At 70.1% G+C, this 20831-nt stretch carries 20 protein-coding genes; 11 read left to right on the plus strand and 9 right to left on the minus strand.

Features of this window, described 5'->3' with window-relative positions:
• Positions 1-385: 385 nt before the first annotated feature.
• The 9 genes from NBY69_RS35555 to pssA all read left to right on the plus strand — a co-directional run bounded on the left by NBY69_RS35555 (position 386) and on the right by pssA (position 11228).
• Positions 386-2167, plus strand: coding sequence for a 3-hydroxyacyl-CoA dehydrogenase family protein (locus NBY69_RS35555; protein ID WP_250306381.1), 1782 nt, complete (start codon positions 386-388; stop codon positions 2165-2167).
• A 73-nt stretch (positions 2168-2240) separates the two neighbouring features.
• Complete coding sequence (locus NBY69_RS35560) at positions 2241-3074, plus strand: TetR family transcriptional regulator (RefSeq protein WP_374211378.1); 834 nt, start codon at positions 2241-2243, stop codon at positions 3072-3074.
• Positions 3075-3469: 395 nt separating this feature from the next.
• Positions 3470-4831 carry a crotonyl-CoA carboxylase/reductase gene (ccrA, locus tag NBY69_RS35565; RefSeq protein ID WP_250306385.1) on the plus strand — a complete coding sequence of 454 codons (1362 nt, stop codon included), beginning with the start codon at positions 3470-3472 and terminating at the stop codon, positions 4829-4831.
• 9 nt (positions 4832-4840) lie between these two features.
• On the plus strand, positions 4841-6853 hold the full coding sequence (locus NBY69_RS35570; RefSeq protein WP_250306387.1) for a protein meaA: 2013 nt from the start codon (positions 4841-4843) through the stop codon (positions 6851-6853).
• Entirely contained in the window at positions 6850-7824 is a 975-nt protein-coding gene (locus tag NBY69_RS35575; RefSeq protein ID WP_250306388.1) for a CoA ester lyase, read from the plus strand. The genes NBY69_RS35570 and NBY69_RS35575 overlap by 4 nt, the downstream gene beginning before the upstream one ends.
• Before the next feature lie 3 nt (positions 7825-7827).
• Complete coding sequence (locus tag NBY69_RS35580) at positions 7828-8331, plus strand: MaoC family dehydratase (RefSeq protein WP_250306390.1); 504 nt, start codon at positions 7828-7830, stop codon at positions 8329-8331.
• A 27-nt stretch (positions 8332-8358) separates the two neighbouring features.
• Complete coding sequence (locus NBY69_RS35585; protein WP_250306391.1) at positions 8359-9564, plus strand: acyl-CoA dehydrogenase family protein; 1206 nt, start codon at positions 8359-8361, stop codon at positions 9562-9564.
• Positions 9565-9733: 169 nt separating this feature from the next.
• Positions 9734-10378 carry a phosphatidylserine decarboxylase gene (locus tag NBY69_RS35590; protein WP_250306392.1) on the plus strand — a complete coding sequence of 215 codons (645 nt, stop codon included), beginning with the start codon at positions 9734-9736 and terminating at the stop codon, positions 10376-10378.
• Positions 10371-11228 (plus strand): CDP-diacylglycerol--serine O-phosphatidyltransferase, encoded by an 858-nt coding sequence (gene pssA, locus NBY69_RS35595; protein WP_374211379.1) that lies wholly within the window; start codon positions 10371-10373, stop codon positions 11226-11228. Before NBY69_RS35590 ends, pssA begins: the two co-directional genes overlap by 8 nt.
• A gap of 81 nt (positions 11229-11309) precedes the next feature.
• Here the strand turns inward: pssA and NBY69_RS35600 are convergent, their stop codons facing one another.
• The 7 genes from NBY69_RS35600 to NBY69_RS35630 all read right to left on the minus strand — a co-directional run bounded on the left by NBY69_RS35600 (position 11310) and on the right by NBY69_RS35630 (position 16618).
• Positions 11310-11759, minus strand: coding sequence for a MarR family winged helix-turn-helix transcriptional regulator (locus NBY69_RS35600; RefSeq protein ID WP_250306394.1), 450 nt, complete (start codon positions 11757-11759; stop codon positions 11310-11312).
• Positions 11760-11896: 137 nt separating this feature from the next.
• Positions 11897-13057 (minus strand): glycerate kinase, encoded by a 1161-nt coding sequence (locus tag NBY69_RS35605; RefSeq protein ID WP_250306395.1) that lies wholly within the window; start codon positions 13055-13057, stop codon positions 11897-11899.
• A 226-nt stretch (positions 13058-13283) separates the two neighbouring features.
• Entirely contained in the window at positions 13284-13790 is a 507-nt protein-coding gene (locus NBY69_RS35610) for a methylated-DNA--[protein]-cysteine S-methyltransferase (RefSeq protein WP_250306396.1), read from the minus strand.
• A gap of 12 nt (positions 13791-13802) precedes the next feature.
• Complete coding sequence (locus NBY69_RS35615) at positions 13803-15272, minus strand: DNA-3-methyladenine glycosylase 2 (protein WP_250306397.1); 1470 nt, start codon at positions 15270-15272, stop codon at positions 13803-13805.
• 49 nt (positions 15273-15321) lie between these two features.
• Positions 15322-15843, minus strand: coding sequence for an O-acetyl-ADP-ribose deacetylase (locus NBY69_RS35620; RefSeq protein ID WP_250306398.1), 522 nt, complete (start codon positions 15841-15843; stop codon positions 15322-15324).
• A 42-nt stretch (positions 15844-15885) separates the two neighbouring features.
• A complete protein-coding gene (locus NBY69_RS35625) occupies positions 15886-16116 on the minus strand; it encodes a hypothetical protein (protein WP_250306482.1) in 231 nt (76 codons plus the stop codon).
• Positions 16117-16168: 52 nt separating this feature from the next.
• Positions 16169-16618 carry a sec-independent translocase gene (locus tag NBY69_RS35630; protein ID WP_250306399.1) on the minus strand — a complete coding sequence of 150 codons (450 nt, stop codon included), beginning with the start codon at positions 16616-16618 and terminating at the stop codon, positions 16169-16171.
• A gap of 151 nt (positions 16619-16769) precedes the next feature.
• On the opposite strand from NBY69_RS35630, the gene NBY69_RS35635 reads away from it, so the two are divergent.
• Complete coding sequence (locus NBY69_RS35635; protein ID WP_250306401.1) at positions 16770-17345, plus strand: TerD family protein; 576 nt, start codon at positions 16770-16772, stop codon at positions 17343-17345.
• 60 nt (positions 17346-17405) lie between these two features.
• Here the strand turns inward: NBY69_RS35635 and NBY69_RS35640 are convergent, their stop codons facing one another.
• Entirely contained in the window at positions 17406-18821 is a 1416-nt protein-coding gene (locus NBY69_RS35640; protein WP_250306403.1) for an NAD(P)/FAD-dependent oxidoreductase, read from the minus strand.
• A gap of 87 nt (positions 18822-18908) precedes the next feature.
• Here NBY69_RS35640 and NBY69_RS35645 point away from each other — a divergent pair, with 87 nt between their 5' ends.
• On the plus strand, positions 18909-19712 hold the full coding sequence (locus NBY69_RS35645) for a nucleotidyltransferase family protein (RefSeq protein WP_250306404.1): 804 nt from the start codon (positions 18909-18911) through the stop codon (positions 19710-19712).
• A 283-nt stretch (positions 19713-19995) separates the two neighbouring features.
• Here NBY69_RS35645 and NBY69_RS35650 read toward each other — a convergent pair whose 3' ends face one another.
• Entirely contained in the window at positions 19996-20823 is an 828-nt protein-coding gene (locus NBY69_RS35650) for an inositol monophosphatase family protein (RefSeq protein WP_250306407.1), read from the minus strand.
• Between the last annotated feature and the right edge of the window lie 8 nt (positions 20824-20831).

Genomic DNA, 20831 nt, shown 5'->3' on the forward strand with positions numbered 1-20831 from the left:
CCTCTCGTTTGGTTCGCGCCGGGCTCGCGGGGATCCAGACGAAAGACCCCAGGCGGTGCGGCGACAGCCCGGCAGAGGGCGATCCAGATCACATCGCCTCCGGTCTGGCGCGCTCGTTACCGGCCGGTTACTCTCAAGTGAGCGGGTTACAGCCCGCTTCGCTCCACCCTCAGGGCGGCCTGGTGACGCAGCCGCCACGAGTTCTCCGAGTTCCGCGTTCTGCGCTCTGTGTGTTTGTCGGTTCGGCAGTTCTGTACGACACGGCCCCGGGACCGGGCCGGTCGGCCCTCTCCACGACACCTCACGCACGGATGCCCGGCCTCCCTTCCCGGTAGCCCCGCACCTCGTGCGCCCCTCAGTCGTCACTCATCCCTGGAGTCCCCTGATGGACACCCCTCTGCACACCATCGCCGTGGTCGGCCTCGGCACCATGGGCACCGGCATCGCCGAGGTCCTGGCCCGCGCCGGACGCGAGGTCATCGGTATCGACATCAGCGCCGACGCGACGCGACGCGCCGTGACGGCGCTCGAAGAGTCCACCGCGCGCGCCGTGGGGCGCGAGCGCCTCACCGAGCAGGAACGGCGGAACGTCCTCGCCCGGTTCCGTACCTTCTCCGACCTTCACGCGGCGGCCGACGCCGAACTGGTCATCGAGGTCGTGCCGGAGTCGTACGAGACGAAACAGCAGGTCCTGCGCGCGCTCGACACCGTGGTGAGCCCCACCACGATCCTGGCGACCGGCACCAACGCCCTCTCGGTGACCCGGCTGGCCGCGGACACCGCGCACCCCGAGCGCGTCCTCGGCCTGCACTTCTTCAACCCGGCCCCGGTGATGAAGCTGGTCGAGGTGGTCTCCTCGGTGCTGACCGCACCGGCGGCCGTCGAGGCGGTCACCACGCTCGCCAGGGACCTCGGCAAGGAGCCCGTCGCGGTCGGCGACCGCCCGGGTTTCGTCGCCGACGGGCTGCTCTTCGGCTACCTCAACCAGGCAGCGGCGATGTACGAGGCCAAGTACGCCTCCCGCGAGGACATCGACGCGGCGATGCGGCTCGGCTGCGGGCTGCCGATGGGTCCGCTCGCCCTGCTCGACCTGATCGGCATCGACACCGCGCGCACGGTCCTGGAAGCGATGTACGCCGCGTCCCGCGACCGGCTGCACGCCCCCGCGCCGATCCTCAAGCAGCTCAGCAACGCGGGGCTGAGCGGCCGTAAGTCGGGGCGCGGGTTCTACTCGTACGACGCCCCGGGCAGCCCCACCGTGGTGCGCGACGCGCTGACCCCGCCCGACGGTGCACAGCCGGGCACCGGGCGCCGGATCTCGTCCGTGGGGGTCGCCGGGTCGGGGACCATGGCGTCGGGCATCGCCGAGGTCTTCGCCAAGGCCGGGTTCGCCGTGGTGCTCGCGGCCCGCAGCCAGGAGAAGGCCGACACCGCGAGGTCCCGTGTCGCCAAGTCGCTCGCCCGCTCCGTCGACAAGGGCCGGATGACGGCGGAGGCCCGGGACGAGACGCTGGCCCGGATCACTCCGGCCGGCTCGCTCGACGCGTTCGCCGACGTCGATCTGGCCGTCGAGGCGGTGGCCGAGGAACTGGAGGTCAAGCAGCAGCTCTTCGAGACGCTCGACAAGGTCTGCAAGCAGGGCGCGGTGCTCGCCACCACGACCTCCTCACTGCCCGTCATCGCCTGCGCCCGCGCCACCTCGCGTCCGCAGGACGTCGTCGGGATGCACTTCTTCAACCCGGCACCCGCCATGAAACTGGTCGAGGTGGTCCGTACCGTCCTGACGTCCGACGAGGCGCACGCCACGGTCCGGGCGGTCTGCGCCGAGGTCCGCAAGCACCCGGTGGACTGCGGGGACCGGGCCGGTTTCATCGTCAACGCACTGCTCTTCCCGTACCTGAACAACGCGGTGAAGATGGTGCAGGAGCACTACGCGACGCTCGACGACATCGACGCCGCGATGAAGCTGGGCGGCGGCTACCCGATGGGGCCGTTCGAGCTGCTCGACGTGGTCGGGCTCGATGTCTCGCTGGCCATCGAGCGGGTGCTGCACCGTGAGTTCCGCGACCCGGGTCTGGCACCCGCGCCCCTGCTCGAACATCTGGTGGCGGCGGGGTGCCTGGGCCGCAAGACGGGGCGTGGTTTCCGCGAGTATGCCCGGCGCTGATCCGTACGGGGACTGGGGCGGGCTGCTGGAACCGGGTGGCGGCCCGCCCCCGCAAGCACGTATCGCCGGGCGGATGCAGTACGTTCGGACCATGTCCCAGCCCACTGGCCCCGTCCGACGGCCTGCCCGCAAGAAGGCGTCGTCAGACGCCCCGGAGAGCGCCGCGGGCAACCGCGCAGCCGCGCAACGGCTCAAGATGCGCCGCGAACTGGCGGCGGCGGCGATGGAGCTGTTCTCCACCAAGGGGTACGAGGCCACGACCGTCGACGAGATCGCGGCGCGGGCCGGAGTGGCCCGCCGGACCTTCTTCCGTCACTTCCGCTCCAAGGAAGAGGCGATCTTCCCGGACCACGACGACACCCTGGTGCGGGCCGAGGCGGTGCTGAACGCCGCGCCCCCGCACGAGCACCCGCTGGACACCGTGTGCCGGGGCATCAAGGAAGTCATGCGGATGTACGCGGCGTCGCCGGTGGTCTCGGTGGCGCGCTACAAGCTGACCCGTGAGGTGCCGACCCTGCGCGAGGCGGAGATCGCCTCGGTGGCCCGCTACGAGCGGCTGTTCACCCGCTATCTGCTGGGCCATTTCGACGAGCACGACCAGCACGACGGCAATGACGACCCGCTGCTCGCCGAGGTCGCGGCGTCGGCCGTGGTCACCGCGCACAACCACGTGCTGCGCCGCTGGCTGCGGGCCGACGGGCAGGGCGATGTGGAGGCCCGGCTCGACCATGCCTTCGCCATCGTCAGGGACACCTTCGGCACCGGGATAGGCGCCGGCCGCACAGCTGAGCGCACCCCGGCTGCGACGGTGAGAGGCAGCGGCGAGGTTCTGGTGACGGTGGCGCGTACCGACGCCCCGCTCGACGAGGTCATGCGGACCATCGAGCAGGCGCTGAAGAAGCGCTGACCACACCCGACCCCCGACCCTCACCAGAACGGCCGCCCCATTCCAGGGGTGGCCGTTTTTGCTCATCCGTGACTCCTGGGTGACAACTGAGAGAATTTGTTGGCACTCAGTGTCTTGCCACTTGGCACGCGGTGCCATACGTTGAAGGCGTCCGGGCGGCCGGCGGGCAGTGATCTTCCGTACGCCGGCTGTCCCCGCGAACCACGTGTTCACGCGCCCGGACGCCTGCGTCACAGGCACCCTCCGCGCCCCACCACCGCGCAGCCGCTCCCGTAGTTCCGCCGAACCGACGGCACCTCCAGACCAGCACCGACGTACCCCCCTCAGCGTTCCCTCAACGCGTCCCCGAGCACTCGGCTCCGCTCGGGGAGACCCCATCCGCCGGAGGCAGCACCGTGAAGGAAATCCTGGACGCGATCCAGTCGCGGACCGAAACAGACAGTGGCTCAACCGTGGCCACGGCGGCCGACTTCGCCGCCCTGCCCCTCCCCGACTCGTACCGCGCGGTGACCGTGCACAAGGACGAGGCCGAGATGTTCGACGGCCTCGCCAGCCGCGACAAGGACCCCCGCCGGTCACTCCACGTGGAGGACGTGCCGGTGCCGGAACTCGGTCCCGGCGAAGCCCTGGTGGCCGTCATGGCCAGCTCGGTGAACTACAACTCCGTCTGGACCTCGATCTTCGAGCCGATGTCGACGTTCGGCTTCCTGGAGCGGTACGGGCGGCTGAGCGAGCTCAGCAAGCGCCACGACCTGCCGTACCACGTCATCGGCTCCGACCTCGCGGGCGTGGTGCTGCGCACCGGCCCCGGCGTCAACACCTGGCAGCCGGGCGACGAGGTCGTCGCGCACTGTCTCTCCGTCGAGCTGGAGAGCTCCGACGGCCACAACGACACCATGCTCGACCCCGAGCAGCGCATCTGGGGCTTCGAGACCAACTTCGGCGGGCTCGCCGAGATCGCGCTGGTCAAGTCCAACCAGCTGATGCCCAAGCCCCAGCACCTCAGCTGGGAGGAGGCCGCGGCCCCCGGTCTGGTCAACTCCACCGCGTACCGCCAGCTGGTGTCGCGCAACGGCGCCGGGATGAAGCAGGGCGACAACGTGCTGATCTGGGGCGCGAGCGGTGGACTCGGCTCGTACGCCACGCAGTTCGCGCTGGCCGGCGGCGCCAACCCGGTCTGTGTCGTCTCCAGCGACAAGAAGGCGGAGATCTGCCGGAAGATGGGCGCCGAGGCGATCATCGACCGCAACGCCGAGGGCTACAAGTTCTGGAAGGACGAACACCACCAGGACCCGCGCGAGTGGAAGCGGTTCGGCAAGGACATCCGGGAACTGACCGGTGGCGAGGACGTGGACATCGTCTTCGAGCACCCGGGCCGCGAGACCTTCGGCGCCTCGGTGTACGTGACCCGCAAGGGCGGCACGATCGTCACCTGCGCCTCGACGTCGGGCTACACCCACGAGTACGACAACCGCTATCTGTGGATGTCGCTGAAGAGGATCGTGGGGTCCCACTTCGCCAACTACCGCGAGGCCTGGGAGGCCAACCGGCTGGTGGCCAAGGGAAAGATCCACCCGACGCTGTCGAAGGTGTACTCGCTGGACGACACCGGACAGGCCGCGTACGACGTGCACAGCAACCGCCACCAGGGAAAGGTCGGCGTACTCGCGCTGGCGCCCCGCGAAGGTCTGGGCGTACGCGATCCGGAGCTGCGCGCGCAGCACATCGACGCCATCAACCGCTTCCGCAACGTCTGAGGCCCGCAGATGACTGAACGTCACAAGGACCGCCCCTGGCTCATGCGGACGTACGCGGGGCACTCGACCGCCGAGGCGTCCAACGAGCTGTACCGGCGCAACCTGGCCAAGGGCCAGACCGGTCTGTCGGTCGCCTTCGACCTGCCCACCCAGACCGGGTACGACCCGGACCACGTCCTCGCCCGCGGCGAGGTCGGCCGGGTCGGCGTGCCGGTGTCCCATCTCGGCGACATGCGGCGGCTGTTCCAGGACATCCCGCTGGAGCAGATGAACACCTCGATGACCATCAACGCGACGGCCATGTGGCTGCTGGCGCTGTACCAGGTGGTCGCGGAGGAACAGGGCGCGGACGCCACCAGGCTCCAGGGGACGACGCAGAACGACATCGTCAAGGAGTACCTGTCGCGCGGGACCCATGTGTTCCCGCCGGGACCGAGCCTCCGGCTGACCACCGACATGATCACGTACACGGTCGCCCACCTCCCCAGGTGGAACCCGATCAACATCTGCAGCTACCACCTCCAGGAGGCGGGTGCCACACCGGTCCAGGAGATCGCGTACGCGATGTCCACCGCGATCGCCGTGCTGGACGCCGTCCGCGACTCCGGGCAGGTCCCTCCCGAGCAGTTCGACGCGGTCGTCGCACGGATCTCCTTCTTCGTGAACGCGGGCGTCCGCTTCATCGAGGAGATGTGCAAGATGCGCGCCTTCGGCCGGATCTGGGACCAGGTGACGCGTGAGCGGTACGGCATCACGGACGCCAAGAAGCGCCGCTTCCGCTACGGCGTCCAGGTCAACTCCCTCGGCCTGACCGAGGCCCAGCCGGAGAACAACGTCCAGCGCATCGTGCTCGAAATGCTGGCCGTCACCCTCTCCAAGGACGCCCGCGCACGCGCCGTGCAACTGCCCGCCTGGAACGAGGCGCTGGGACTCCCCCGCCCCTGGGACCAGCAGTGGTCCCTGCGGATCCAGCAGGTCCTCGCCCAGGAGAGCGACCTGCTGGAGTACGAGGACATCTTCGACGGATCGCACGTCATCGAGGCCAAGGTCGGCGAACTCGTCGAACAGTCGCTCGCGGAGATCGACCGCATCCAGCAGATGGGCGGCGCGATGGCAGCCGTCGAGTCCGGCTACCTCAAGTCGGAGCTGGTCTCCTCGCACGCCGAGCGCAGGGCCAGGATCGAGGGTGGCGACGAGAAGATCGTCGGCGTCAACTGCTACGAGTCCACGGAACCCAACCCGCTCACCGCCGACCTCGACACGGCGATCATGACGGTCGACCCGGCGAACGAGGCACAGGTCGTCGCCGCCCTGCACACCTGGCGCGACAACCGCGACGAGGGCCGTGCCCAGGAGGTGCTGGCCGTCCTCAAGGCGACCGCGGCGGGCACCGGAAACCTCTTCGGGGCGACCCTCGACTGCGCCCGTGCGGGCGTGACCACCGGCGAGTGGTCCTGGGCGCTGCGCGATGTCTTCGGCGAGTTCCGTGCCCCCACGGGGGTGAGCGGCGCGCCGGTCGCCGTCACCGCCGAGGAGGGCTCCCCGCTCGCCGCCGTACGCGCCGCGGTGACCCGAACGGCGCAAGACCTCGGCAGCGGACGGCTGCGCCTCCTGGTCGGCAAACCGGGCCTGGACGGGCACTCCAACGGCGCCGAGCAGATCGCCGTACGGGCCCGCGACGCCGGGTTCGAGGTCGTCTACCAGGGCATCCGGCTGACACCCGAGCAGATCGTCGGCGCGGCCCTCGCCGAGGACGTGCACTGCGTGGGCCTGTCGATCCTGTCCGGCTCGCACGCCGCACTGGTCCCCGACGTGCTCCAGCGCCTACGGGAGGCGGGCGCGTCCGACATTCCCGTGATCGTCGGCGGCATCATCCCGAACGCCGACGGAACGCAGCTCATGGAGGCCGGCGTGGCCGCGGTCTTCACCCCGAAGGACTTCGGTATCACCGAGATCATCGGACGTATCGTCGAAGTGATCCGGAAAGCGAACAAGCTCGACCCCTTGGAGGTCCCCGCATGACCGCGTCTTCGAGCCCCGTGAACCGTCTGCGCCCGCGGCGGTCCTGTCTGGCCGTCCCCGGGTCGAACCCGCGCTTCCTGGAGAAGGCCCAGGGGCTCCCGGCCGACCAGGTCTTCCTCGACCTGGAGGACGCCTGCGCGCCGCTCGCCAAGGAGGGCGCCCGGCACACCATCGTCGACGCGCTGAACAAGGGCGACTGGACGGGCAAGACCCGGGTCGTACGGGTCAACGACTGGACCACCCACTGGACGTACCGCGATGTCGTCACGGTCGTCGAGGGCGCGGGCCAGAATCTCGACTGCATCATGCTGCCGAAGGTCCAGGACGCCCAGCAGGTGGTGGCCCTCGACCTGCTGCTCACCCAGATCGAGAAGACGATGGGCTTCGAGGTCGGGAAGATCGGCATCGAGGCGCAGATCGAGAACGCCAAGGGTCTGGTCAATGTCAACGAGATCGCGGCTGCCTCACCCCGCAACGAGGCCATCATCTTCGGCCCGGCCGACTTCATGGCGTCGATCAACATGAAGACCCTGGTGGTGGGCGAGCAGCCGCCCGGCTACGGCGCGGACGCGTACCACTACATCCTGATGAAGATCCTGATGGCGGCCCGGACGTACGACCTCCAGGCGATCGACGGCCCGTACCTCCAGATCCGCAATGTCGACGGATACCGCGAGGTCGCCCGGCGGGCGGCGGCGCTCGGCTTCGACGGCAAGTGGGTCCTCCACCCGGGCCAGGTCGAGGCGTCGAACGAGATCTTCTCGCCGTCCCAGGAGGACTACGACCACGCCGAGATGATCCTCGACGCGTACGAGTGGTGCACCTCCGAGGCGGGCGGCAAGAAGGGTTCGGCGATGCTCGGCGACGAGATGATCGACGAGGCCAGCCGCAAGATGGCCCTGGTCATCTCCGGCAAGGGCCGGGCGGCCGGGATGCGGCGTACGTCCACGTTCGAGGCCCCGGAGGCGTAAGCGATGCAATTCGGACGCACCTACGAGGAGTTCGAGGTCGGCGCGGTCTACAAGCACTGGCCGGGAAAGACCGTCACCGAGTACGACGACCACCTCTTCTGCCTGCTGACCATGAATCACCATCCGCTCCACCTGGACAGCAACTACGCCGAGGAGACCACCGACTTCGGCCGGAACGTCGTCGTCGGCAACTACATCTACTCGCTGCTGCTCGGCATGTCGGTCCCCGACGTGTCCGGCAAGGCCATCGCCAACCTGGAGGTCGAGTCGCTGAAGCACATCGCTCCGACGTTCCACGGCGACACGCTCTACGGCGAGACCACCGTGCTGGAGAAGACCCCTTCGAGGTCGAAGAGCGACCGCGGGATCGTGTACGTCGAGACCAGGGGTTACAAGCAGGACGGCACCGTCGTCTGCGTGTTCCGGCGCAAGGTGATGGTCCCGACCGCGACGTACATCAAGGAGCGCGGCGGAGAACAGCCCGGCCGCCCGACGCCTGCCAACTGACCGCGTGTAGCCACAGGAGAAGCAGCCATGAGCCGACTCGCCCGGACCCCGGGTCTCACCGACGTCCAGCAGGAAATCCTGGCCACCGTGCGGGACTTCGTCGACAAGGAGATCCTGCCGGTCGCCACCGCGCTGGAACACCGCGACGAATACCCGGCCCAGATCGTCGAGGGCCTCAAGGAACTCGGCCTGTTCGGGCTGATGATCCCCGAGGAGTACGGGGGGCTGGGTGAGTCCCTTCTCACATACGCGCTCTGTGTCGAGGAGATAGCGCGTGGCTGGATGAGCGTGTCCGGCATCATCAACACCCACTTCATCGTGGCGTACATGCTCAAGCAGCACGGCACCCAGGAGCAGAAGGACACCTTCCTGCCGCGGATGGCGGCCGGCGACGTGCGCGGCGCGTTCTCGATGTCCGAGCCGGGGCTCGGCTCGGATGTGTCGGCGATCACCTCGAAGGGGATCAAGGACGGCGACGAGTACGTGCTCGACGGCCAGAAGATGTGGCTGACCAACGGCGGCACGTCCTCGCTCGTCGCGGTGCTCTGCCGCAGTGACGAGGGTCACCCCGAGGGGACCCCCCGGCACAAGTCGATGACGACGTTCCTCGTCGAGAAGGAGCCGGGCTTCGGCGAGGTCCGGCCGGGGCTGACCATCCCCGGCAAGATCGACAAGATGGGCTACAAGGGCGTCGACACCACCGAGCTGATCATGGACGGACTGCGAATTCCGGCCAATCGCGTACTTGGTGGGGTTACCGGCCGAGGGTTTTACCAAATGATGGACGGAGTGGAGGTAGGCCGGGTAAATGTCGCAGCGCGTGGCTGTGGAGTGGCACAACGCGCCTTCGAATTGGGTATCGACTACGCGCAGCAACGGCATACGTTCGGCAAACAGATCGCTCAGCACCAGGCGATCCAGTTCAAGCTGGCCGAAATGGCTACCAAGGTCGAGGCCGCCCATGCGATGATGGTCAATGCGGCACGCAAAAAGGACTCCGGGGAACGAAACGACCTCGAAGCGGGGATGGCGAAGTACCTGGCCTCCGAGTACTGCAAGGAAGTCGTGGAGGACGCCTTCCGTATCCACGGCGGATACGGGTTCTCCAAGGAGTACGAGATCGAGCGGCTCTACCGCGAAGCCCCGATGCTGCTGATCGGCGAAGGTACCGCCGAGATTCAGAAAATGATCATCGGTCGACGACTCCTCGAAGAGTACCGATTCCAGGGCTGATTGTCCGGTTGCGGGCGATATATCAGCGAAGAAGATCACAGCCAGTCATCATCTTCAGGCCGCCGACTCGGCTTCCTGGCTTGCCCAGTTGTGGTCCCCAACCGATAGCATCGCCCGAAAGCCGCCGTCCCCCGTTCCCGCGCGGCATCATCCGCTACGAAGGTCATTCATGCCCCACAGCCAAACCTCTGCACCACGCGGCGTCCGTCTTGCGCGCGGAGCATCGCCGTGGCTCCTGCCGACTGTCGCGACGGCCGCACTCAGCCTGACCCGGGCCCGCAGGTCCGGCCGCTGGGCTGCTGTCGCCGTGCCCACCACCGCCCTCGCGGCGGGCATGCTGTGGTTCTTCCGCGACCCCGAGCGGGAGATCGCACAGGGCCGGGTCATCTCCCCGGCCGACGGTGTAGTGCAGAGCATCATGCCGTGGAAGGACGGGCGTACCCGCGTCGCGATCTTCATGAGCCCGCTGAACGTCCACGTGAACCGCGCTCCGCTGGCGGGCACCGTGACGTCCGTCGAGCACATCCCCGGCGGCTTCGTCCCGGCGTTCAACAAGGAGAGCGAGAACAACGAGCGCGTTGTCTGGCACTTCGACACCGAGCTCGGCGACATCGAGATGGTGCAGATCGCCGGTGCCGTGGCCCGGCGCATCGTGCCGTACGTCCCGCAGGGCACCAAGGTGGAACAGGGCGAGCGGATCGGCCTGATCCGGTTCGGCTCACGCGTCGACATCTACCTTCCGGAAGGTATCGATGTCGCGGTCGAGGTCGGCCAGGCCACCACCGCGGGGGTGACTCGAATTGACCGTGATTGATCCGGAGACACAGGCCGGCTGGGTCCCCGAGGCCGACACCGACAGGGACATCGACAGCAGCGAGGACATTCCTCTCTCACTGCGGTTGTCGATAGCGGACACGCTCACCCTCGGTAACGCCACGTGCGGATTCATGGCGGTGTACTTCACCACCACCGGAATCCTCATCCCGCATCTCCAGGGCAGCCAGGAGACCGGCATGGCGCGGCACTCCGCCGCGACCGCCGTGATCCTGATGCTGCTCGCCGCGATCTTCGACCTCTGTGACGGGCTCGTGGCGCGCAAGCTGCGCAGCTCGCCGATGGGCGCGGAGCTGGACAACCTCTCCGACCTCATCAGCTTCGGGCTCGCCCCGGCCTATTTCGTGCTCGTGTACGGAATGGTCGCGGACGACGCCCACCAGCGGGTCGCGGCGGTGGCGGCGATCGTGGTGCTGCTGGCGGTGGTGCTGCGGCTTGCGCGGTTCTCGTGCGTGACCTTGAAGGACGGCATGTTCCAGGGCATGCCGTCGCCCTTCGGCGCGCTGACGGTCGTCTCGATCGTGTTGCTGGAGCTGCCCTTCGTACCGACGCTGCTCGCGGTCATCGGGGTCGCCTGGCTGATGGTGAGCCGGGTCGAGTACCCGAAGCCGCGGGGTGTCCTCGCGGTGGGAATGCTGAGCTGGATCGTGGGCGCGATGGGGCTGCTCGCCGCGTGGGCGTTCGACGCGCCGGGTGGTCAGCTGCTGCTCCAGACCGGCTGTGCGCTCCAGGTGGTACTGGGCGCGGTCATCCCGCTCTTCGCCACGGCCCGCCGGGTCAACACCTTCCGCGGTAACCGTCGTGAGGCGCGTACGGCGCAGCTGCCGTAGCTTCCTGAACAGAGCTGAGGCCCCGAGTGCAGTGCACTCGGGGCCTCAGCTCTGTTCAGGGCCCTTGTTCGGCTCTCCTAGTCATCCGCGGCAGTCATCCGCGGCAGGCGGCCGGACGAAGACCCGCTCCAGGAGCCCGGCCAGTGCGGCTCGGTCCTCGTCGCCCAGTGCGTCGAGCCCGGCGAGGGTCGTGTGCATGCGGGCGCGGATCGCGTCGATGGTGCGCTCGCCGTCCGCGGTCAGCAGCACGTTCTTGACGCGCCGGTCGGTGGGGCTGGGCTCCCGGAGCACCAGACCGCGCTTCTCCAGACGGTCGATGATGCCCGTCATGTTGGAGGCGTCGCAGGCCAGAGTGGTGGCGAGGGCACGCATCGCCGACGGCCCCCGGCGCAGCACGCCGAGCGTCCTGCCCTGGCTGGCGGTGAGCCCCTCGGTCGCGGACGCGGCGGTGAAGTCGCCGTAGTAGGCAACGAGCGACGCCGAGAGCAGCTCCATGAGCTGCGCGGTACCGGTCCTGGGAGTCTCTGGCATGAGAGCAGTTTACGCCGGGAAGCTTGACCATCTCAAAGATTGCGAACCCGCTCGGAAGGCAGGGAGCGTCGGGACACGGAGCGGCCCGGACCTGTTCCGAGGTCCGGGCCGCTCCGGGGGTCGAGCCGTGCCCGGCGTCAGGGCCTGCTCAGGAAGTCACGGGCGATGTTCTCCGCGACCTGCTCCAGGAGGGGCCCCGCGTTCGCGATGCAGCGGGCCGTATCGGGCTCCAGGTCCGTCAGCGCGTACGCACGGCGGATCCCCGCGCCCCCGAGGACCTCCGCCGGAAGTGTGAGCCGGCCGCAGACCGCGACGACTTCCTTGCCCGCCGCGCGGGCCGCGGCGGCGACGCCCGCAGGGGCCTTGCCGTGCAGCGTCTGCTCGTCGAGGGAGCCCTCACCGGTGATGACCAGCGTCGCGCGGGCGACCGCCGGGGCGAAGCCCAGGACGTCGAGCATCACCTCGATACCGGCGCGGAAACTCGCTCCCAGCCCGACGAGCGCTCCGTAGCCGATGCCACCTGCGGCGCCCGCACCCGGCGCCAGCGCGGCGTCGGCGGCCCGGGACCCGAGGGACTCCTCCAGTACGGCGGCGTAGTGCGCCAACGCCGCGTCCAGTGTCTCCACCTGCTCCGGGGAGGCACCCTTCTGCGGTCCGTACACCGCGGGCGCGCCCTTCGGGCCGGTCAGCGGGTTGTCCACATCGCTGGCCAGCACGATCCCGGTACCGGCGAGACGCGGGTCGAGGCCGGTCAGATCCGCGGACGCCAGGTCGCGCAGCCCTCCCCCGCCCGGTCCCACGGGCTGCCCGGCGGCGTCCAGGAAGCGGGCGCCGAGGGCGGCCAGCATGCCTGCGCCGCCGTCCGTCGTGGCGCTGCCGCCGACACCGAAGACGATCGAACGGGCCCCCGCGTCGAGCGCCGCACGCAGCAGTTCGCCGGAACCGTACGTGGTCGCGGTGAGCGGTGCGAAGACTCCCGCGGGGAGGTGCTGGAGGCCCGACGCCTCGGCCATTTCCACCACGGCGACACCGTCACGCAGTGCGAACGCCGCATTCCGCCGCTCGCCGAGGGGCCCGGTGACCGGTATCTCGTGCCGGTCGAATCCGGCCGCGACCGCGGCGGCGACCGTGCCGTCCCCGCCGTCCGCGACGGGCAGTGTCTCGACCTCCACACCGGGAGCGATCCTTCGCAGCCCGGCCGTCACCCGCTCGGCGACCTGTGCCGCCGTGAGGGATCCCTTGAACTTGTCCGCCGCCACGAGCACCCGTGGGGCTTCAGATACTGCTCCGTCCGTCACTTGCTCATCCCTTGCTTTCGAACAGGCAGTCGCGCCGCTCCGACCTTATCCGCACCCTTTGCCCACTGCCCATGGGCGCTGGGCGCCAGGCCCCCGGAACGGCACACCGAATCGTGGCAATTCCATCCGTAGCACCGGTATTTGATCTTCTTGGCGGCCCGACTGGACCACCCACTGGACCACCCGTCGGACCACCCGCCCGTTCCCGCGCCGGATCACCGCCGGTTCAGAAGAGCACGTCGTCCCCCGGGTCCGTGCCGCCGCGCTCGAAGGCCAGCAGTCGCTGCTTGCGGTCCAGTCCGCCGCCGTAGCCGGTGAGACTGCCGGTCGAGCCGATGACCCGGTGGCAGGGAACGATGATCCCGACCGGGTTCTTGCCGTTCGCGAGGCCCACGGCCCGCGAGGCGCCCGGCTTTCCGAGACGGTCCGCGAGGTCACCGTAGGAACGGGTCTCGCCGTACGGGATCTGCTGGAGCTGGTCCCAGACGCTGCGCTGGAAGGGGGTGCCCGCCAGGTGCAGCTCCATGGTGAACTCCGTCAGCTCGGCCGCGAAGTACGCCGTCAGTTCGTCGACGACCTGACCGAACGGGTGAGGGTCCGGTTCGCCGAAGGTCTCCTCGGGTGGGCGGTGACGCTGGTCGGTCATGTAGAGGCCGCTCAGTACGCCGTCGGTCGCGACGAGGGTGAGCGGGCCGTACGGGCTGTCGACGACGGTGTGCTGTGTGACTGACATGGTCCAACTCCCTTACACGGGCATGTTGTTGATGGGATGACTGTCGGTGGCCCACAGATACTGCACGGCGTAGGCGCGCCACGGCCGCCAGCCCGCCGCGCGGGCGGTGAGCGCCGCGGGTGTCGACGGCAGGCCGAGGCCGCCCGCCGCCCTTCTGACACCCAGATCGGTGGCGGGGAAGGCGTCGGGATCGCCGAGGGCGCGCATCGCGATCACCTCGACCGTCCAGGGTCCGAACCCGGGCAGCGCGACGAGGTGGTCGCGGGCCTCGTCCCAGTCGCTGTCGATGCCCAGACGCAGTGAGCCGTCGGCCAGGGCGCCGACCAGCGTGGTGAGGGTGGTGCGCCGGCTGCGGGGCAGGGCCAGGGCCTCCGGGTCCAGTGCGGCCAGCGCCCGCGGTGACGGGAAGAGGTGGGTGAGTCCGCCCCTCGGGTCGTCCACGGGCACCCCGTGGGCGGCGACGAGTCGGCCGGCATGGGTGCGGGCGGCGGCGGTCGACACCTGCTGGCCGAGCACCGCCCGTACCGCGAACTCCGCGGCGTCGACGGTACGGGGCACCCGGCGGCCCGGCGCCTTGTCGACCAGCGGGGCCAGCAGGGGGTCGGTACGCAGCCGGCCGTCCACGGCGACCGGGTCGGCGTCGAGGTCCAGCATCCAGCGGCATCGGCTGATGGCGTGGGTGAGGTCGCGCAGGTCCGTCAGGGACAGGACACAGCCGATGTGGTCGGGCCGGGGCGTGAGTTCGGCGATGCCGTGCCCGTACGGGAGCGAGAGCGTCCTGCGGTACGCGCCGTCGCGCCACTCCTCCACGCCGGGTACGCCGGTCGCCACCAGGTGGCCGAAGAGGTTGTCGGGGTTGAGCGGGGCGCGGAACGGGAGCCGGAGCGCTATCACGCCGGGGGCCTGCGACAGCTTGCCGTGCGCGGCCCGGGTGCGCAGTTCGCCCGGAGCGAGGGCGAAGACCTCACGGACGGTGTCGTTGAAGGTGCGGATGGAGGAGAACCCGGCGGCGAAAGCGGTGTCCGCCATCGGCAGGTCCGTCGTCTCGATCAGGATCCGCGCCGTCTGGGCGCGCTGCGCGCGGGCCAGCGCGAGCGGACCGGCGCCGAGTTCCGCGAGGAGTTGCCGCTCGATCTGGCGGGTCGAGTAGCCGAGCCGCCCGGCGAGACCGGGCACGCCCTCACGGTCGACGACGCCGTCCCTGATCAGCCGCATGGCACGGGCGACGACATCGGCACGGGCGTTCCATTCCGGCGAGCCGGGGCTGGTGTCGGGGCGGCAGCGTTTGCAGGCGCGGAACCCGGCCTGCTGACAGGCGGCGGCGCTCGGGTAGAAGGTCATGTTCTCGACCTTGGGCGGCACGACCGGGCAGCTGGGGCGGCAGTAGATCCTGGTCGTCAGGACGGCAGTGAAGAACCAGCCGTCGAAGCGGGCGTCCTTCGACTGGACGGCGCGTACGCAGCGCTCGGTGTCGGTGTGCATGTCTCCAGCATCGGACACGCCGGCCGCTGAGGCTGGCGAGAATCCGACATCAGCCTCGGGAAGCCAGGGCTTCGGTGAATTCCCCGTAGGCGTACGCGTCGAAGAGCACGAACCGTACCTCTTCGACCGGATCGGCCGCCGCTTCCCGTACGGTGCGCACCGCGATGCGCGCCCCGTCGTCCATCGGCCACCCGTAGATCCCGGTGGAAATGGCGGGGAAGGCCACGGTCCGCGCCCCCAACTCCCCTGCCACCCGCAGTGCTTCGCGGTAGCAGGAGGCGAGCAGCGCGGAGCGGTCCTCCTCGCCCGACCAGACCGGTCCCACGGTGTGGATCACCCACCGGGCGGCCAGCTCTCCCGCGGAGGTGGCGACGGCCCGGCCGGTCGGCAGCCCCTTGCCGTAGTGCGAGGCGCGGAGCTTGCGGCACTCCGCGAGGATCTCGGGGCCGCCACGGCGGTGGATCGCCCCGTCGACGCCCCCGCCGCCGAGCAGCGAGGAGTTGGCGGCATTGACGAGGGCGTCGACCCGCTGCCCCGTGATGTCGCCCTGTACGAGGGTGATGGTCGTCATGCGGCCATCATGCCCGGTGCGGCGGGGGCCGGGGCGCCGATGTCAGGGGCTGGCGACGTCGAAGCCGTACCGCACCGGCTGCCCGGCGGCCCGGGGGTCCCGCCGGTAGACGTACAGCGCCTGCACCCGGGCCCCTCCCGCAGGCGAGTCGTGCTCGCAGGGGTAGGTCACCTGTACCACCCACGGCCGGTCGGCGACGCGCAGTTGAAGTCCGTTCGCGGGCCCACCGACAAGCACGGCGGCCTCCCAGTTCGTGGTGCTTTCCGTCTCCATATCCATGCCAACATTTTATGTGTTGCGCAAGTCGGAGATTGTCGGAATCCCCCTACGTCGCCTCGGAGTCGAAGGCGCCGCGCTCCGCGGGGACGGTCGCGTCGCCGGACTTGCGCAGGTCGACGCGCGCCGACGATCCGCCGCCGCTGCCCGGGTCACCCGCCTCCCCCTCCACCGACACCTGCCGGACCGCGTCCGCGACGTCCGCCGCCTCCCGCCGGAGATCGAAGGCGCTGCGGATCTCGTCGATCCCCAGCCCGTCGCCCCCCATCAACTGCTTGCGGACGAAGGTCTTGGGATGAAGGTCCTCGAACTCGAAGTCCTCGAACTCGGGGCCCAGTCCGGAGCGGACCTCACGCTTCGCCTCCTCGGAGAACGCACGGATCTTCCGCAGGAAGTCCGCGGTCTTCTGAATGACCTCCGGCAGTTTGTCCGGACCGAAGAGCAGTACGGCCAGGGCTGCCAGCGTCATCACTTCCAGGGGTCCCACATCGGAGAACACCGCGCCACTCCTCGATCCGTCGGGACGGGGGCAGAGCTGCGCCGCCACCCCGCAACACACTTTAGATATTGCGCAACTATGGAACCATAGCGTCCCACCGGACGTTGGAGCCGACGACAGCGCACCACCAGCAGAACAGCGGAGGAAGATCATGAGCCTGAGCCTGGCCAAGGGCGGCAACGTGTCACTGAGCAAGGAGGCTCCGGGACTGGCAGCAGTCACGGTCGGCCTGGGCTGGGACGTACGGACGACCACCGGCGCGGACCACGACCTCGACGCCAGCGCGCTGATGTGCGACGAGAGCAGCAAGGTGCTGTCCGACAGCCACTTCGTCTTCTACAACAACCTGACCTCGCCCGACAGTTCGGTCCAGCACACCGGGGACAATCTCACGGGCGAGGGTGAGGGCGACGACGAGACCATCCACGTCGACCTGACAGCGGTCCCGGAGCGGGTCGCGAAGATCGTCTTCCCGGTCTCCATCCATGAGGCCGATTCCCGCGGCCAGAGTTTCGGCCAGGTCCGGAATGCCTACATCCGCGTGCTCGACCGCTCGGGCGGCGCCGAACTGGCCCGCTACGACCTCAGCGAGGACGCCTCCACGGAGACCGCGATGGTCTTCGGCGAGCTCTACCGGCACGGAGTCGAGTGGAAGTTCCGCGCCGTCGGCCAGGGTTACGCCTCGGGTCTCGCGGGGATCGCCTCCGACTACGGGGTCAACATCTAGGACCTTTCGGCCGATCCTGGCCGGGCCCGGGGCGCCTGGTACGGCACCTCACTGCGGTCCTCACACCTGGCGCAGCCTGCGCCACACCGCCTTCGCCGCGTTGTGCCCGGACATGCCGTGCACGCCGGGGCCAGGCGGGGTCGCGGACGAGCAGAGGTACACCGCCGGGTGCGAGGTCGTGTACGGGAACAGGGACAGCTTCGGGCGCAGCAGCAGTTGCAGCCCCGAGGCCGCCCCGCAGGCGATGTCCCCGCCCACGTAGTTCGCGTTCCGCTCGAAGAGCTCGGGCGGTCCCGCGGTGGCGCGGGCGAGGACCCGGTCCCGGAATCCGGGGGCGAATCGCTCGACCTGTCGTTCGACGGCCTCGGTGAGGTCGCCGTCCCAGCCGTTCGGGACATGTCCGTACGTCCAGAAGACGTGCTTGCCCTCGGGTGCGCGGGAGGGGTCGACCAGGCTCGGCTGGGCGCTGATCAGGAACGGTGTGCCGGGGGCCCGGCCGCCCGCCGCCTGGCGCAGGGCCGTGCCGATGTCCCGGCTGCCGGGGCCGACCTGCACGGTCCCGGCGCGCCGCGGCTCCTCCGCCGTCCAGGGCACCGGCCCGTCCAGCGCATAATCGATCTTGAAGACGCTCGCCCCGTACCGGTAGCCGTCGTACGCCCGGCCCAGGCCCGCGATGCGCGCGGCGGCCGTCGGTGAGGTGTCGAAGACGTACGCGCGGGCCGGTGGCAGGTCGTCGAGCCGCTTGACCTCGAATCCGGTGTGCACCACGCCGCCCAGATCGCGCAGGTACGCGGTCAGCGCGTCGGAGATGGACTGGGAGCCGCCGCGCGGCAGCGGCCAGCCGCCCGCGTGCGCGGCGAGCGCGAAGATCAGACCGACGGCCCCGGTGGCGAAGCCGTCGAGCGGGGCGATGACGTGCGCGACGAGCCCGGCGAAGAGGGCACGTGCCCGGTCGTCGCGGAAGCGCTTCGTCAGCCAGGTCGACGGGGGCAGGCCCACCAGTCCGAAGCGGGCGAGGGTCACCGGGTCGCGCGGCAGGGCGGTGAGCGGCAGGGACATGAAGTCCTTGACGAGGGTGTCCCATTTGCCGAGGAAGGGGGTGACGAGTCGCCGGTAGGCACCGGCGTCGCGCGGCCCGAACGAGGCGGCGGTCTCGGCGACCGAGCGGGACAGCACGGCGGCCGTACCGTCGTCGAAGGGGTGGGCCATGGGCAGTTCGGGGTGGAGCCACTCCAGGCCGTACCGCGCCAGGGGCATGGTCTTGAACACCGGTGAGCTGACGGCCAGCGGATGCACCGCCGAGCAGGGGTCGTGCCGGAATCCGGGCAGCGTGAGCTCCTCGGTCCGCGCACCTCCTCCGACGGTGTCCCGGGCCTCGAAGACCTCCACGGCGAATCCACGGCGGGCCAGTTCCACGGCAGCGGTCAGTCCGTTGGGTCCCGCCCCCACGACGACGGCATCGAGCATCGACGGCACCTTCGGACTCCTTTGTCAGCCGATGGCAAGAGGCCCCAAGGATATTCCCGCGCACCGACAGCGCGGTCTCGGGTAGCGTCGGAGCCGATGAACTCCACGATCGCGGACATGGCCGACCGGCTCTGCACCCTCCCCGGTATCCGGGCGGTGGCCCTCGGCGGCAGCCGAGCCCGGGGCACCCAACGCCCCGATTCGGACTGGGACCTGGGCCTCTACTACCGGGGGCGCCCGGACCTGCCGGCGCTCACCGCACTCGCCGCGGACTTCACCGGCCGGCCGGTCGACGTGGCAGGTCCGGGCGGTTGGGGGCCCTGGGTCGACGGCGGTGCCTGGCTGTCCGTCGACGGGGTGGCGGTGGACTGGATCCTGCGCGACCTCGACCGCGTGGAGCGGGTCTGGGCGCAGTGCCGGGAGGGCCGCTACGAGGTGGGAATCCAGCCGGGCCACCCGCTGGGTTTCTGGTCCCCGGCGTATGCCGGAGAGGTGGCGCTGAGCCGCGTACTCGCCGACCCTGCCGGGGAGTTGACCGCGCTGCGGGCGCAGACGCATGACTACCCCGAGCCGCTGCGCACCGCGTTGACGGAGGCCGCCTGGGAGGCGGAGTTCTCGGTGGACGCGGCACGCAAGTCGGCGGGGAGCGGGGACGTCCTGCACGTGTCGCTCTGTCTGTCCCGGGCGTTCGGCATCCTGGCCCAGTCCCTGCACGCCCACCACCGCACGTGGTGCGTCAACGAGAAGGGCGCGCTGGCGTCGGCCGCCGCTCTGCCGGACACGCCGCCGGGCTTCGCCGAGCGGGTGTCGTCGGCGCTCGGCGCACTGGACGCGCCGGCGGTGGAGACGGCCGCCGCCCTGGTGGCGGACGTACGCGCGGTACTGGGTTCCGGGGGCTGACGGCCGGGACGGCGGCGGGCGCCGTCAGGGCTTGGCCGGTACGTGCCCAGGACGTCCTGGTCCCCCGGGCCGCCCCGGGCGCCCTCGCCCGGCTCCGTCTCTATTCACGCAGGCACCCTGCGCCTCCTCGGCCTGCTCTCGCCGATGGCCGAGGTGTGCCCGGCGGAATCCCTGACGGGACCCGGGCGGGCGTCCGGCGGCGGGCGGTGAGTTGCGCGTCCCAGGTGTGCGGCGGGCGGTGAGTTGCGCACCTCAGGCGTCCGGGCGGCGGTGCGTCCGCGCGTCAGGCGCCCGCCGCGAGCAGTTCGTGCACCCGGCGGGCGGTGGCCGCGTCCCGCGCCGCGGTGAACGGCAACGCGTTCCCACCGGTGATACGGAACGGCTCGCCGGTGAGCGTCAGATGGGCGCCGCCCGCCTCCTCCACGAGCAGCAGGCCCGCGGCGTGGTCCCAGGCCAGCTCCCAGGTGAAGCCGACCGCGTCGAGTGCGCCACGGGCGACGGCCAGGTACTCCAGGCCCGCCGATCCGCACGGCCTGGTGCTGATCCCCTCGGTCCGGAGGTTCAGCAGGGAGCGCTTCTGCTCGGGTGTGGTGAAGTCCGGGTGGGACGTGGCGACTTCGAGCACCGCGCCGGGAGCCGGTGAGCCCGCGGCGAGCGGCTTTCCGTCGAGGCGGGCGCCACCGCCCCGTACCGCTACGGCCATCTCGTCGAGCACGGGGGCGTACGTCCAGGAGGCGAGCACTTCGCCCCGGTGGGCGAGCGCCACCAGGGTGCAGAAGCCCGGTTCGCCGCGGACGAACTGGCGGGTGCCGTCGACCGGGTCGACGATCCAGACGGGCGCCTCGCCCCGCACCGCTCCGTACGAGGACGGGTCGGCGGCGACGGCCTCCTCACCGACCACCACCGAGCCCGGCAGCAGCGCGGTCAGGGAGGCGGTGAGGTGTTCCTCGGCGCCGCGGTCGGCCACGGTCACCAGGTCGTGCGGGCCGCTCTTCTCGGCGATCTCGTGGGCGGCGAGCTGCCGGAAACGCGGCAGGATCTCGGCGGCGGCGGCCTCGCGGACCGCCGCCTCGACATCGGAGAAGTCCCTCGTCAGGAGTTGTTCGATCATGTGTCCAT

Origin of the sequence: Streptomyces sp. A 4/2, from assembly GCF_940670765.1 — a bacterium.
Taxonomy (GTDB): Bacteria; Actinomycetota; Actinomycetes; order Streptomycetales; family Streptomycetaceae; genus Streptomyces.

Coding starts and splice junctions, on each gene's coding strand:
- NBY69_RS35600 (WP_250306394.1), bottom strand. CDS start 11,759: ATGCCAGAGACTCCCAGGACCGGTACCGCGCAGCTCATGGAGCTGCTC.
- NBY69_RS35575 (WP_250306388.1), top strand. CDS start 6,850: ATGACCGCGTCTTCGAGCCCCGTGAACCGTCTGCGCCCGCGGCGGTCC.
- NBY69_RS35560 (WP_374211378.1), top strand. CDS start 2,241: ATGCAGTACGTTCGGACCATGTCCCAGCCCACTGGCCCCGTCCGACGG.
- NBY69_RS35555 (WP_250306381.1), top strand. CDS start 386: ATGGACACCCCTCTGCACACCATCGCCGTGGTCGGCCTCGGCACCATG.
- NBY69_RS35620 (WP_250306398.1), bottom strand. CDS start 15,843: ATGACGACCATCACCCTCGTACAGGGCGACATCACGGGGCAGCGGGTC.
- NBY69_RS35625 (WP_250306482.1), bottom strand. CDS start 16,116: ATGGAGACGGAAAGCACCACGAACTGGGAGGCCGCCGTGCTTGTCGGT.
- NBY69_RS35580 (WP_250306390.1), top strand. CDS start 7,828: ATGCAATTCGGACGCACCTACGAGGAGTTCGAGGTCGGCGCGGTCTAC.
- NBY69_RS35610 (WP_250306396.1), bottom strand. CDS start 13,790: ATGTCAGTCACACAGCACACCGTCGTCGACAGCCCGTACGGCCCGCTC.
- NBY69_RS35650 (WP_250306407.1), bottom strand. CDS start 20,823: ATGATCGAACAACTCCTGACGAGGGACTTCTCCGATGTCGAGGCGGCG.
- NBY69_RS35570 (WP_250306387.1), top strand. CDS start 4,841: ATGACTGAACGTCACAAGGACCGCCCCTGGCTCATGCGGACGTACGCG.
- NBY69_RS35615 (WP_250306397.1), bottom strand. CDS start 15,272: ATGCACACCGACACCGAGCGCTGCGTACGCGCCGTCCAGTCGAAGGAC.
- NBY69_RS35590 (WP_250306392.1), top strand. CDS start 9,734: ATGCCCCACAGCCAAACCTCTGCACCACGCGGCGTCCGTCTTGCGCGC.
- NBY69_RS35585 (WP_250306391.1), top strand. CDS start 8,359: ATGAGCCGACTCGCCCGGACCCCGGGTCTCACCGACGTCCAGCAGGAA.
- NBY69_RS35635 (WP_250306401.1), top strand. CDS start 16,770: ATGAGCCTGAGCCTGGCCAAGGGCGGCAACGTGTCACTGAGCAAGGAG.
- NBY69_RS35645 (WP_250306404.1), top strand. CDS start 18,909: ATGAACTCCACGATCGCGGACATGGCCGACCGGCTCTGCACCCTCCCC.